Annotated in this window: 8 protein-coding genes; 2 read left to right on the top strand and 6 right to left on the bottom strand. The window is 65.8% G+C overall.

Going from position 1 to position 13,827, the window contains the following annotated elements; all coding sequences use genetic code 11:
• Positions 1-3: 3 nt before the first annotated feature.
• Positions 4-603 carry a DUF2147 domain-containing protein gene (locus X265_RS14210; protein WP_164938579.1) on the bottom strand — a complete coding sequence of 200 codons (600 nt, stop codon included), beginning with the start codon at positions 601-603 and terminating at the stop codon, positions 4-6.
• A 106-nt stretch (positions 604-709) separates the two neighbouring features.
• Complete coding sequence (locus X265_RS14205) at positions 710-1,738, bottom strand: NAD(P)/FAD-dependent oxidoreductase (RefSeq protein ID WP_128965376.1); 1,029 nt, start codon at positions 1,736-1,738, stop codon at positions 710-712.
• A 182-nt stretch (positions 1,739-1,920) separates the two neighbouring features.
• Between X265_RS14205 and X265_RS14200 the strand changes: the two genes are divergently transcribed.
• The gene (locus tag X265_RS14200) at positions 1,921-2,388 is read left to right on the top strand and encodes an acyl-CoA thioesterase (RefSeq protein WP_128965375.1); all 468 of its coding nucleotides are present in this window, start codon (positions 1,921-1,923) and stop codon (positions 2,386-2,388) included.
• 16 nt (positions 2,389-2,404) lie between these two features.
• Here the strand turns inward: X265_RS14200 and X265_RS14195 are convergent, their stop codons facing one another.
• On the bottom strand, positions 2,405-2,725 hold the full coding sequence (locus X265_RS14195) for a 2Fe-2S iron-sulfur cluster-binding protein (protein WP_008143731.1): 321 nt from the start codon (positions 2,723-2,725) through the stop codon (positions 2,405-2,407).
• A 174-nt stretch (positions 2,726-2,899) separates the two neighbouring features.
• On the bottom strand, positions 2,900-3,274 hold the full coding sequence (locus tag X265_RS14190; RefSeq protein ID WP_128965374.1) for an Hpt domain-containing protein: 375 nt from the start codon (positions 3,272-3,274) through the stop codon (positions 2,900-2,902).
• A 391-nt stretch (positions 3,275-3,665) separates the two neighbouring features.
• On the opposite strand from X265_RS14190, the gene X265_RS14185 reads away from it, so the two are divergent.
• Positions 3,666-9,437, top strand: a complete 5,772-nt coding sequence (locus X265_RS14185; RefSeq protein ID WP_128965373.1) for an apolipoprotein A-IV repeat region-like domain-containing protein — start codon at positions 3,666-3,668, stop codon at positions 9,435-9,437.
• 92 nt (positions 9,438-9,529) lie between these two features.
• Here the strand turns inward: X265_RS14185 and X265_RS14180 are convergent, their stop codons facing one another.
• Entirely contained in the window at positions 9,530-10,183 is a 654-nt protein-coding gene (locus X265_RS14180; RefSeq protein WP_128965372.1) for a response regulator, read from the bottom strand.
• Positions 10,180-13,755, bottom strand: a complete 3,576-nt coding sequence (locus X265_RS14175; RefSeq protein WP_164938578.1) for a hybrid sensor histidine kinase/response regulator — start codon at positions 13,753-13,755, stop codon at positions 10,180-10,182. Before X265_RS14175 ends, X265_RS14180 begins: the two co-directional genes overlap by 4 nt.
• Between the last annotated feature and the right edge of the window lie 72 nt (positions 13,756-13,827).

Below are 13,827 nucleotides of genomic sequence, written 5' to 3'. Positions count from 1 at the left end.
CCCTTACTGCTTGGGCGCCGGTGCCATCATTGCGCCGCCCTTCTTCGCCGCAGACGCGGGCTTCGGCACGGTCGCGGCAGCCTGCGCGGGAAGATATTTGGCGATGATAGCCGGATCAACCTGAGCCAGATTGGCGTCCGGCAGGCGCTGCCAGGTCTCATCCTTGCCGAACAGGGAAATGCCGAGGAAGCCGCGCATGGTCAGGACCTGGCCATCCGGGCTCACGCTCATCTTGGCCTTCCAGACGTTGCCGTCGCGCGGATTGACCACGTTGCCGCCCTCATATTTCAACCCGTCGCGCTTCATGTCGCGGATGAAGGAGAGCCCGAGCACCGGCTGGTTCTTACGATCGTCGGTGCATTTCGAGCAGACCTCGTTCGGATCGTCGCCGGGACGCGGGAAGGTCTTGGCGATCACGCCTTCGAAAATGCCGTTGTGGTCGATGAAGAGAAACCAGCCCACCGGCCTGCCGTCTTCAACCTTCTGCCATAGGCCTGCCGCGGTCGGCTGTTGCGCGGCAGCCGGTTTCGTCACACCAATCGCCGCCACGACGGCGAACGTCAGGAGCGAGAGCAGCCGAAAGCTCGAAAAAGGATTCCGCATTATGATCACCTTGTTAAGCCGCCACTGCAATGGCCGCAGACTACGGCGATTTCGCGAACGGTTCCAGCGCCAGAAACATGGGGTGCCTGCCCCGTTCGCGTAGCGGTCAGTTGACACCGAGCTTCTTTTGCAGGCTGGAGGACGAGGTCGTGTACTGGAACACGAGCCGCTTCTCCGGATAGACGTAGCGGTGGGCTTTTTGCGACATCAGCGCGCCCTCGTGGAAGCCGCACAGGATCAACTTGATCTTGCCGGGATAGGTGTTGATGTCGCCGATGGCGAAGATGCCCGGTACGTTGGTTTCGAACGCGCTCGTCTCGACCGGCACCAGATTGTTCTCCAGCGCGATGCCCCAGTTCGCGACCGGGCCGAGCTTCATGGTCAGGCCGAAGAACGGCAGCATGGTGTCGCAGGCAATATCGCTGACGCTGTTGTCGTTGCCCTTAATGGTGGCGCCGGAGAGCTTGCCATCCGCGCCCGACAGCGCGGTGACCTGGCCGAGCTTGAGATCCATCTTGCCGCCCGCCACCAGCGCGCGCATCTGCTCCACGCTATGGGGTGCTGCGCGAAACTCGTCGCGCCTGTGCAACAGCGTGATGCGCTTGGCAACCGGATGCAGATTGAGCGTCCAGTCGAGTGCGGAATCGCCGCCGCCGACGATCAGCACGTTCTTGTCGCGGAAGGCCTCCATCTTGCGCACGGCATAGTGTACCGAGGTGCCTTCATAGGCCTCGATCCCCGGCACGGGCGGGCGCTTGGGCTGGAACGAGCCGCCGCCGGCTGCGATCACCAGCACCTTGCATTCGAACATCTTGCCGGCATCCGTGGTGCAGCGGAACGCGGGATCGCCGATCTTCTCCACCGTCTCGACCATCTCGCCGAGATGGAAGGTCGGGTGGAACGGCTTGATCTGCTCCATCAGCGCATCGGTGAGGCCCTGGCCTGAGACCTGCGGAATGCCGGGGATGTCGTAGATCGGCTTTTCCGGGTAGAGCTCGGCACATTGGCCGCCGACCTTGTCGAGGATGTCGACGAAATGCGCCTTCATGTCGAGAAGGCCAAGCTCGAAGGCGGCGAACAGGCCACAGGGGCCGGCGCCAATAATCAGCACATCGGTTTTGATCACATCGCTCATGTCGTCTCTTTATCGATCGTTGTCGGTGGGACGGCGCCCTTCGGGCCGAGGTGACTTTGTCTGTCTAACCAACGGGGATGGATCAGGGAAGGCATAAAAGCGGGAGCGCCCCGCGGCCGCGCCCACTTGCCGGGTCAGCATAACTGGGCTGTAACGGGATGCGATATGACGGAGATCAATCGGTGAACGCACCAAGCCGCCTCGATACGACGCCGCGCCTGGAGGACTTTCCTTTTCGCCTCAGCGACAATGTCCGCTTCGGCGATCTCGATCCGAACCAGCACGTCAACAACGCGGTCTACGCCACCTATTTCGAGACCGGCCGTGTCACGCTGATGAAGCTGCCTCAATACGGGCTGACGCCGCCTGGCCTCGCCTGGATCATGGTGCGGCTCGACATGCATTTCCGTGCCGAGTTGCGCTGGCCGAACAGGATCGAGCTCGGCCTCGGCGTGGTGAAGCTGGGACGCACGTCCGTGACGTTCGAGCAGGTCGTGTTCTCGGAAGGAAAATGCATCGCCTCGGCGACCTCGGTCGGCGTCCTGCTCGACGAGACGACACGCCGGCCGTCCCCGCTGACGGCGGAGGTGATCGCGAAGTTCAAGCCCTGGCACAAGCGCGGCATCGATGTCGCGCCGCCGCACAGCTGATAGCTGGGAGAGACGATCAGGCCTGCCGTTCCGGCGTCGCTACCACGAGCCCGTCGAGCTCGTCGGAGACCTTGATCTGGCAGGACAGGCGCGAGTTCGGGCGCACGTCGAAGCCGAAGTCGAGCATGTCCTCTTCCATCGGCGTCGGGCTGCCGACCTTCTCGCGCCAGGCTTCGTCGACATAGACATGGCAGGTCGCGCAGGCACAAGCGCCGCCGCACTCGGCCTCGATGCCGGGAATGCTGTTGCGGATGGCGGCTTCCATCACGGTCGCGCCGTTCTCGATTTCCACCGTGCGGGTTTCGCCCTTGTGGTCGACAAAGTGAATCTTGGCCATGTGTGCTCGTGCTGCCGCGATGTTGATTGGGAGTAATGAGGGTCCGGGCTGTCCTATAACGGGTCGGTCAGGCGGGCGCCATAGCGTTTTGTCGCGAAGTCGGCGCCGGTTCGCGCGGGGAAAGCCCCTGGAAACAAGCCGCTAACCTATCGTCGCCGGCAAGCTCGGACCGATCTAGTGCTTCAGGATCGTTTCAATCGCGGCGCGGGCCTCGGCGACTGCCTCTTTCAGCGCAGCGAAGGCCTGCGGCTTGTCATGGCCACGCCGGATCGCGACCTCCAGGCTGGCAGCGGCATCCGCCACCGCAAAGGCGCCGATTCCGCGCGCCGAGCCCTTGAGCTTGTGGGCGAGCGCGCCGGTCTCGGGCGGCAGCGCAGCCATGGCCGCGAGCAGCCTGACGGCCTGCTCGGCGAACATCGCCAGCACTTCCTGTTCCAGCTCGGCATCGCCGAGCGTCATGCGGGAGAGATGGTCGAGGTCGAGCGGGCTGTCGATGGGCGCAAGCGGGGGCGAGGGCATCCAGTCCATCCGTTGCAGTTCAGGTGTCATGGCGCAGGCCCCGGCATCGCGCGATGGTCCGCCGGCTCGGCGGTTGCCCCACCGAAGCATGGAAATGGTTAACGAAGTGTTTGGGCTGTTTTACGCAAATCTGCCCGGTTCTTGACGAAAAGTTGCCGCAATCCGCCGAGTCCGGTGGAGAATTTCATTTAGGCCTAAGGTGTTACGGCCCATTCCTGTTAACGATGATTAAGAATGTCTTAATCGCGGGCATTTCATTCGCGACGCTCTGCCAATAGGATGTTGCAGAAATTGGCGGACAAGCCGTCCGGGTGGGGATGGCTCGGAGATCCGCGCAAGCGGCATGATCCGGTCTGTGGGCTTGCGTAGCGCGCAGGGCTCGCGGGGGGACGCGTACAAATAACGAGGGCTCGGACTGAACATGGCCAATACTCCCAAAAAGGTCAAAGACCCCACAGAAGTTGCGCTTTCTGCGATCCAAGAAGCCCTCAACATCAGCGACACGGCTGCCGATACCAGCCGCAACGCCTCGATGCGCAACGAAACCGCGCCTCCGGTCGCACCGCCCGCACCTCCCGTGTTCGACGAGCCGTCCTTCGAGCCGCGTCCTGCCGCCAACGAGCGTGCGGCGTTCGATTCCGTCGAGGAACCTCGCCCCTCGCGCCGCGCCGCCAATGACGACCGCGAGACCATCGGCCAATTGCTCCAGTCGCTGCAAACGGGCCGCCCTGCCCGCAACATCTATACCGGCGCGACCATCTTCACCGTGGTCTGGCTGGCGGCTTGCGCCGCGCTGACGGTCGGCTTCCTCCCCTCGATCCGGGCCGCGATGGGCGAGAGCGGCGGCGTGCTGGCCATCGCCGGCCTTGCCACGATGTTCTTCGCGCCGATCATGCTGTTCTACTTCCTGGCCAGCCTGGTCTGGCGCGGTCAGCAGATGAGCCAGGTCGCGCAGGCGATGGCGCAGGTCGCGATCCGCTTCTCCGAGCCGGAAGGCTCGGCCTCCGATTCCATGGTCACCGTTGGCCAGGCCATCCGCCGCGAGGTCGCGGCGATGGGCGACGGCATCGAACGCGCGATTGCGCGCGCCGGCGAGCTCGAGACGCTGGTCGCCAACGAGGTCGCGGCGCTGGAGCGCGCTTATTCCGACAACGAAGTCCGCATCCGTGCCCTGCTTCAGGACATCGCCCATCAGCGCGACAACCTGGTCGGCCAGGCAGAACAAGTTCGCAGCGCCATTTCCGGCGTGCAGATCGATTTGCGCCACGACATCGCGCTGATCTCGGACGCGATCGCTTCCCGCGTCGACGAAGTCGCAAAATCCATCACCGGCGCTTTGGAAGAGCGCGGCGCCCATATCACGAGCGCGCTGAGCCATGCCGGCGACAACATGATCCTGGCGCTCGGCGAGCGTGGCGGCGATCTGCTCGACCGTCTCGAGGAGGCCAGCGCAGAGACCACTCGCGCAGTGCTGGACGCGAGCGAGCGGCTGACCACCAGCCTCAACTTCAAGACCGGCCACGTCCACGACGAGTTCGTCGACCTCGCCGACCGTGTCCACGAGATGCTCAACGAGCGCATCGACCGCATCACCGGCGAGTTCGAGCAGCGTTCCGCCGCGATCGTCGACGGCATCTCCGAGCGCACCGAGCAGGTGCACGACAGCTTGAAGAATTCGTCGGACTCGCTGCTGCTCGAGCTCGAGCTGCGCTCGAACGACCTCTCCGCTAAGATCGACGACGCCGGCAACCGCCTCGCCGGCCAGATCATGACCTCAGGCGACAAGGCGAGCGAAGCGCTCGACGCCACCGTCAATACCCTCGTCGCCAAGGTCGTCAGCCAGACCGAGACCGCGCACGACTCGCTGTCGTTGCAGATGAGCGCGTTCGACGAACTGGTGAAGAACCAGGGGAGCGAGCTGGTCGAAAAGTTCGCCCGCGATTCCGGCACCCTGGGTGCCCTGATCACGCGCCACATCTCCGAGTTCGACCGCACCGTGAAGACCTTCGGCGGCGAAATCGTCGAGCGCATGGGCCAGCGCACGCACGAGATCCACGAATCGTTGAAGACCTATGTCGACAATTTCGACGCCCGCTTCAGCTCCAACGGCGGCGAGATCACGGCCGTTCTCGACCAGCGCCTGTTGCAGTTCGAGACCTCGATCGGCGAACGCGTGTCCAGCCTGGACGCCTCGCTGAACGGCAAGATCGCCAGCCTCGACAGCACGATCGAAGGCCATATCAAGACCTTCGACGAGCAGCTCGGGGGCCGCGTCGGCGCGCTCGAGCAGTCGTTCGATGCACGTGCGAAGTCCGTCACCGAAACCATCGATGGACGCCTCAACGCGCTGTCCACGACGCTGACCGACGGCGCGACGCAGGCGATCCAGTCGATCGACTCCCGCCTCACCCATCTCACGACGTCGCTGACCGACGGCGCCTCGCAGACGATCCAGTCGATCGATACGCGCCTGACCCACCTCACGACGACGCTGACCGGCGGCGCGACGCAGGCGCTCGAATCCATCGACTCCCGCCTGACCTACCTGACGTCAGCGGTGACCAACGGCGCCTCGCAGGCCGTGCAGTCGATCGACGCCCGCCTCACCCTGCTAACCTCGACGCTCACGGATGGCACGGCGCAGGCGATCGAGGCGGTCGACCGCCGCATCACCAGTGTCGGCGAACTCATCGACGGCCGCAGCATGCACCTGACCGACACGGTCACGGCGCGCTTCCAGGACATCCAGCAGGCGATCGAGACCAAGGTCGGCGCTGTCGCGAGCGACATCGACGTCCGCGTGGCGCAGTTCGAAGACCTGCTCGGCTCGCGTGTCGAGGCCGTCGCCGGCCGCATCGAGAGCAGCGGCCGCCAGGCCAGCGAGGACATGATCTCCCGCGCCGAGATGATCTCAACTGCGATCCGCTCGCATGTCGAAGATGCCGAGCGCTCACTCACCAACCTCGTGGTCAACACCAGCGAGACGATCCAGACCGGTGCGCGCGCCGCGCAGCAGTCGCTGATGACCGTCTCTTCCGACGTCAACGCCCAACTCAAGATGACCTCTGCCGAGGTCGAGCGCGCGCTGACTGCGGTCGGCACGGGTGCTGCGAACTCGATCCTGACCAGCGCCCGCGAGGCGCAGTCGTCCCTGATCGCCGCCTCGGGCGATGCCTCCAACCAGATCAAGGGGCTCGCGGCCGACGTCGAGCGGACGCTCTCCGCGGCCGGCTCGGCCACGGCGGCCTCGATCCTGGCCGGCGCCCGCGAGGTGCAGACCACGCTCGTCACGGCGTCTTCGGATGCGGCCAACCACGTCAAGACGCTGACCGCCGACGTGCAGCACTCGCTGTCGCTGGCCGGTACCACCACGGCGGAATCAATCACCGCCGGCGCGCGCGATGCGCAGAGCGCGCTGATCGCGGCCTCGACCGAGACCGCCAACCAGATCAAGGCGCTGTCCTCCGACGTGCAGCGCTCGCTCTCGATGGCCGGCACCTCGACTGCCGAAACGATTATGAGCGGTGCACGCGAGGCCCAGAACACGCTGGTCGCGGGATCCGCGGATGCGGCGAACCAGGTGAAGGCTCTTACCGCCGACGTGCAGCGCTCGCTCTCAATGGCCGGCACTTCGACCGCGGAGAGCATTCTGGCCGGCGCACGCGAAGCCCAAAGCACGCTGGTCAATGCGTCCTCCGATGCGGCAAGCCAGGTCAAGTCGCTGGCGGCCGAGGTGCACCGCTCGCTGTCGCAGGTCGGCCAGACCACCGCCGAGACGATCACGGCCAGCGCCCGCGACGCCCAGAGCACCCTGCTCGCGGTTTCGGCCGAGCAGACCAGCCAGGTCCGCTCGCTCGCAGCCGAGATGCAGCGCGCGCTGGCAACCGCCGGCGGCGCCACCATCGAGGCGCTCACCAGCGGTGTCCGCGAGGCCCAGGGTACCCTGATCACCGCGTCGACCGACGCGGCGAGCCAGATCAAGTCGCTGACAACGGACATCGAGCGCACGCTGACCGCCGTCGGCGCCGATACTGCCTCGACCATCCTCAACAGCGCCCGCGAGGCCCAGACCTCGCTGACCTCGACCTCGGCGGATGCCGCGAGCCAGATCCGCACGATCTCGACCGAGATCGAGCGCGCGCTGAGCACGGCGACGGCGAACGCGACCAGCGATATCCAGAGCAGCGCGCTCAACGCCCAGAACGCGCTGATCTCCGCCTCCAACGAGGCGAGCTCGCGGGTCAAGTCCAGCTCGGCCGACGTCGAGCGTTCGGTGCTCGCGGCCAGCTCGAGCTTCGGTCAAGCCATGACCGGCAAGACCGACGAGATCGTCACCTATGTGCAGCAGCAGGCCGACCGCCTCTCCAACATGATCGACGCCAAGCGCGGCTCGCTCGTGGACGCGATCGGCTCGAAGACCAGCCAGCTCACGCTCGACATCGACCGCGTCACCTCCGACGCGCTGAAGTCGATCGAGACGCGCGGCCAGGCCTTCTCGCAGACCATGATGGGCAACGGCAACGAAGTCGCGCGCACCATCAACGCGGCGAGCGAGGTCGCGACCAGCGCGGTCGGTCGCTCGCTCAAGGACCTCGAGGCGGCCTCGCGTGCGGCGATCGACCAGTCGCGCCAGGTCTCGATCGCGGCCGTCACCGAGATGCAGGAGACCAGCAAGATCCTGCGCACCGACACGGTCGCCCTGTTCGAGCGGCTGCGCGAAGGCAACATCCTCCTCCAGGAGGTGCTGACCGGCGCCCACGACAACCTCAATTCGCTCGAGCGGGCGCTGGTGACGCGTGTCGCCGACTTCGTCTCGGCGATGAACGACGTCACCTCGCGCAACGGGGAAGCGACGCAGAACCTGGAAGACCAGCTCAACGTGTTCAATTCGAAGACCACGAAGGCGCTCCAGGACCTCGGCGAGCTGTCGACCCAGTTCGACGCGCACGGCAAGGCGCTGGTCGATGCCGCCCAGGTGGTCGAGCAGAGCAACAAGAACACCACCGCCTCGCTCGCCGAACGCAAGGCGGCGCTGGAATCGCTCGTCACCACCATCGACCTGCGCACCGCCGATCTCGACCAGCGCCTGTCGCGCTTCACCGGGCTGCTCGATGAGTCGCTCGCTGCGGCCGAAGAGCGGGCCCGCGACATCGCCCGCGTGGTCGCGGAGACCGCCGGCGCAGGCTCGGCCGCGATCACCCGCCAGTTCGAGGCGGTTCGCGTGGCGTCCGAAGAAGAGCACCGCCAGACCATCGAGGCCATGCACGACATCTACCGCCAGACCACCGACGAGGCGGATGCGATGTTCAAGCAGTCGACCGAGAAGTTCGGCAACCTCGTTGCCAGCATGAAGCAGATGGCCTTGGAGATGCACAACGAGCTCGAGGCCACCCGCAACGAGCTGCGCCGCGGCGTGCTCGAGATGCCGCAGGAGGCTGCCGAGAGCACCGCGCAGATGCGCAAGGTGATCGTCGACCAGATCGAGGCGCTCGCCGAGCTCAACCGCATCGTGGCCCAGCACGGCCGCGGCCTCGATGTCACCACGGCGAGCCGCGCTTCTGTCGCCGTCCAGCGCCAGGAAGAGCCGATGATGGCCACTGCGGGCGTTCGTGTGACCGAGACCCGCATGCGCGACACCGCCAGCGCCTCGACGCTGCCGCCGCCGGACCTCGGCTTGCCCGCCTCCTCGCGTCGCACCGAGGCTCCGCCAGTCGCCCCCGGCGGCAACGACCCCGGCCGCGACGGCTGGCTGTCGGATCTGCTCAACCGCACGGATGCTGACCAGGCCGCTCCGAGCGGACGTGAGGCTCCGCGTAGCCGCCAGGCTGCCCCCGCTCCGCATCCGCAGGCCAGCAGCAATCCGCTGGAGTCGCTGTCGCTCGACATCGGCCGGCTGATGGACCGCAACCTCGCGGCCGAGATGTGGGACCGCTACCAGCGCGGCGAGAACAAGGCCTTCACCAAGCGCCTGTACACGCCTGCCGGCCAGAAGGCCTTCGACGAGGTCGCCCGCAAGTACCGCGCCGACCGCAACTTCAAGGGCACGGTCGACCGCTATATCGGCGAGTTCGAGCGCCTGCTCGATGAGGTCGCCCGCGACAACCGCGGTCCGCAGGAACTGCGCAGCCACCTGACTTCGGAGACGGGCCTGGTGTACACGCTGCTCGCGCATGCGGCGGGACGGCTGGGGTAAGCGGACCGGGCTCACTAGCAACGGAATGCAAACGGAGGCCTCACGGCCTTCGTTTTGCTTTTGACGCTTGGAAACCAGGTTCCCTCGCGAACTCAGGTTCCGCCTGGCTGCCCGAATGACAGCCGCTCGGCCAGCACGGCAGCCTGGGTCCGCGAGCCGACGCCGAGCTTGCGCAGAATTGTCGAGACGTGCCCCTTCACAGTCTGCTCGGCGATGTCGAGCTCGCCGGCGATCTGCTTGTTGAGCTTGCCCTGGACGATCATCGCGAGAATGCGCAGCTGTTGCGCCGACAGCGAGGCCATGCGGCCGGCGAGTTCGACATCGGCGCTCTGGATCGAGCCGCGGCCGCCGACATTGGGCGGCATCCAGATTTCGCCGGCGAGGATCCTCGTGATCGCTTCCGCCATCTCGGGCAGGCTGAGCGACTTTGGGATGTAGCCGGATGCGCCATAGGCGATGGCGCGTCGGATTGTGGCGGCGTCCTGCCGCGCCGAGATAATCGCCACCGGCACCGTCGGAAATTGCGCCGACAGAATGAACAGCGCGGCAAATCCCTGGATCCCCGGCATGGTCAGATCCCACAGGATCAGGTCGATGTCGTCCGACCGCGCCGAGAGCACGCTCACCGCCTCCTCAAGCGACTGGCAGGCGATGATGTCGAGATCGGGCAGCACGGTCGAGAGCGCGCTGCGGAGCGCGGCCTGCACCAGCGGGTGATCATCGCCGATAAGGATGCGCATGGTCACGCCGAGGAAGCTCCCTGTTTGGTCCCGAACTGGCGGCTCAACGCTTCGCCGCCGAGGCAGCGCCGCAGCGCCGCCGGCTTGACCGGCTTGGACAGCACCTCGCAGCCGCGCGCCCTCGCCGCTGCGCGGACCGCCTCGCTGCGATCGCCGGTGACGACCAGCGCGCAGATGCCGCGTCCCGACTTCTGCCTGAGATCGTCGAGAAAGTCCAAGCCGGTGCGTTCTCCATCGAGATGATAATCGACCAGCACGACATCAGGTGGGCTTGCCGCTGCCGCGGCCATGGCACGGTTCGCATCGGTTGCGACCAGCACGCGATGACCCCAGCCGCCGAGCAGCGCCGTCAGGCCGTCGAGGATCGTCGCATCATTGTCCAGACACAGGATCGTCAGCTGTCGCTCGGTCGTCGCAGGCGCCGTGGCCGCCACCTTGCGCTGGAGCGGCGTTCCAGGTCCCTGCGCGAGCGGCACCGTGACGGCAAAGCATGAGCCGCGTCCAGGACGCGAACGGACATCGACGGGATGCCCCAGCAGCCGCGAGACGCGGTCGACGATCGCAAGTCCCAAGCCCAGCCCCTTCTCCGATCCGGGCGTCAGGCGCTGGAATTCCTCGAAGATCCGCTTCTGGTCCGCCGCGGCGATGCCGATGCCGGTATCCCAGACCTCGATGCGCAGATGGCCATCGCGCCGCCTGCAGCCGAGCAGGATGCGTCCCCTGGATCTGTCCTTGGATGTGTCCTTGGGCGTGTAGCGCAGCGCGTTCGACAACAGGTTCTGAAGAATTCGCCGCAACAGATGCGGGTCGCTGCGCACCGAGAGAGAGCAATCGACGACGCGGAAGGCGAGGCTACGCTCGCGCGCCATCGCCGAGAACTCCACGTTCAGCTGCACGAGAAGATCGGCGATCGGAAAGTCGAACGGCTCGGCGCGGACCGCGCCGGCATCGTAGGAGGAGATGTCAAGCAGCCTGTCGAGCACATGTTCGGTCGAGCGCAAGGCCGTAATGGCGCTGCCGGCAAGCGTTCGCTCCTTCTCGGCCGCACCGGCATGCGAAGAGGCTTGCAGACTTTCGTCGAGCGCCGACAGGAACAGACGCGCCGCGTTCAACGGTTGCAGCAGATCGTGGCTCGCCGCCGCCAGGAAGCGGGTCTTGCCGAGATTAGCCTGCTCGGCCTCCGCCTTGGCCTGCTCGAGCGCCTCGGTCCGCTCGCGGACGCGCAGCTCGAGATCCTCGTTGGCCCGCCGTAGCGCTTCCGCGGCGCGGTGACGCTCGGTCACATCGGTGTAGGTCGAGACATAGCCGCCCTCGGCGATGCGGTCATAAACGATCTCGAGCACCGTGCCGTCAGGACGCTTGCGCTCGTACAAATAGGGCCAGCTCTGGGTCGCGACATCGCGATTGACCAGGAGAGCTGCAAATTCGGAGGCGGCATATTCGCCGCGCTCGACGTTGAAGGCAATGAGCTCGGCGAGCGGAAGGCCGACGCGCACGAAATCCGGCGGCAGGTCGAGCAGCGCGATGAACCGCCCGTTCCAGGCCGTGATGTTGAAATCGGCATCGAAGGCGCAGATGCCCTGCGGCACGCTCTCGAGCGTGCTCTGCAGGAGACTGCGATTGAAGCGCAGGGCTTCCGAGGCTTCGTCCAGCATCGCCATCGCCGCCCGCCGCGACAGCGAATGTCCTTCCAGCGAGGCCGCAATCACCACGCGCGCCGAGGCAGCGCCGATCGCGCCGGCAAGAAGATTTTCGGTGAAGCGGATCGAATCGAGATCGACTAGCCCCGATGGATCGAGGCGCGGCCCGGAGCCCGACATGCGCGCCGCGACATAGCTGTCGAAGGCCGCTTCGCCGCGCGCCGCACCGACAAAGCGCCGTGCCAGCGCGCGGAGATCGTCGAGCCGGACCACCACACGTGAGGACAGCTTCGGCCCCGTGTCGCGGACGACGCCATCGGCAAATGCCGCAGCCTGGTTGCGCTCGATCGTCGTTTGCCGCCCCACCAGCGAGACCGCGACGAAGCAGACGAGGTTGGCTGCAAGGCTCCACAGCGTCGCGTGCGAGATCGGATCAAGCCCTTCGAGGCCGAACAACGCGTTCGGTTTGAGGAGCGCGAGCTGCCACGGGCCGTTGCGAACGATGTCCTCGAAGGCGGGCCAGAGCGGCGCCGCCGACGGCAGCAGCAGCGTATAGGCCCAAATGGAAAATCCGGCCGCGATCCCAATCGAGGCGCCGATCTTATTGGCACGCTGCCAGAACAGGCCTCCGACGAATGCCGGACCGAACTGCGCGACCGCGACGAACGACAACAGCCCGATCACGGTGAGCGGATAGGCCTGGTTGACCAGGCGGTGCATTAGATAGGCCAGCAGCAGGATGCCGAGGATCGAGAGCCTCCGTACCGTCATCAGCACCGAGGTCATCGGCCGGCTTTGGGCGCGCAGGCCGAAGACGCGCGAGCGCAGCAGCAGCGGCATGATGACGTCGTTGCAGAGCATGGTGCTCAGCGCGACGGAGGTCATGATCACCATGCCGGTCGCGGCCGAAAGCCCGCCCAGGAAGGCGATCAGGCTGATCGTACCCGCATTCGCCGCAATCGGCAGCGAGATGACATAAGTGTCGGGGTCCATCATCGCGCCGAACCTCGAAAGGCCGGCGGCCGCGATCGGCAGGATCAGCAGGCTGAACAACGCAAGATAGGTTGGATAAAGCCACGCCGCGGTGCGCGTGTGACCGGGGCTCTCGTTCTCGACGACCGCGACGTGGAACGCCTGCGGCAGGCACAGAAAGGCGATCGCCGAGATGATGATCGTCGAGGGCCAGACCGGCTGCGTCGGATCGAAGGCCAGGATCCCGGCCAGTTGCGGATCCGAGGAGAAGTGCGACAGCAGCGCGGCCGGTCCTCCCGATAGTCCGAACAGCACGAACAGCGCCACGACGAGGAATGCGACCAGCTTGACCATGCTCTCGAACGCGATCGCGAGCATCAAGCCGCGGTGATGCTCGCTGGCATGGACATGGCGGACGCCGAACACAATGGCGAACAGCGCCATCGACGCGGCGACGCCGAAGGCCGAATCCTGCCAGAACCGCAGCGCCTCGCCGCCGGCGCGCTCAGGCTGCAGGATCAGATAGTCGAAGCTCTTGCCGACGGCCTTGAGCTGAAGCGCGATATAGGGAAGCACGCCGAGCAGCGAAGCGAGCGTCACGAAGGCCGCAAGCACCTGGCTCTTGCCGTAGCGCGCGGCAATGAAGTCGGCGATCGAGGTGACGTTCTGCGCTTTCGCGATCGCGATCACCCTGGATAGCAGCGGCTGGCCGAATAGCAGCACCAAGGTCGGGCCGATATAGATCGTGGCGAAGTCGAGCCCGCTCGTGGCAGCGCGGCCGACCGACCCGTAAAAGCTCCAGGAGGTGTTGTAGACGGCAAGTGTCAGGCAATAGCTGATAGCAGCCGCCCAGGATTTTGGCGAGACAAGCGGTCCGTCCACGCTCCGCCGATCGCCCCACCAAGCAATCAGGAACAGCGTGGTTACATAACCGGCTGCGACCGCAAGAACGAACCACGCCTGCAAGACATCCTCACTCGAGATCGATCCTGCGTACTCATGAACGGTCCCGGATACTAGAGTGTTTTCAAGCGCGTG

The organism is Bradyrhizobium guangdongense, assembly GCF_004114975.1.
In the GTDB taxonomy this organism is placed as follows: Bacteria; Pseudomonadota; Alphaproteobacteria; order Rhizobiales; family Xanthobacteraceae; genus Bradyrhizobium; species Bradyrhizobium guangdongense.
This window is presented reverse-complemented; position numbering and strand designations above follow the sequence as displayed.

Excerpts from the sequence above, each read along its gene's own strand:
- X265_RS14190 (WP_128965374.1), bottom strand. The coding sequence starts at position 3,274 with ATGACACCTGAACTGCAACGGATGGACTGGATGCCCTCGCCCCCGCTT.
- X265_RS14195 (WP_008143731.1), bottom strand. The coding sequence starts at position 2,725 with ATGGCCAAGATTCACTTTGTCGACCACAAGGGCGAAACCCGCACGGTG.
- X265_RS14205 (WP_128965376.1), bottom strand. The coding sequence starts at position 1,738 with ATGAGCGATGTGATCAAAACCGATGTGCTGATTATTGGCGCCGGCCCC.
- X265_RS14185 (WP_128965373.1), top strand. The coding sequence starts at position 3,666 with ATGGCCAATACTCCCAAAAAGGTCAAAGACCCCACAGAAGTTGCGCTT.
- X265_RS14210 (WP_164938579.1), bottom strand. The coding sequence starts at position 603 with ATGCGGAATCCTTTTTCGAGCTTTCGGCTGCTCTCGCTCCTGACGTTC.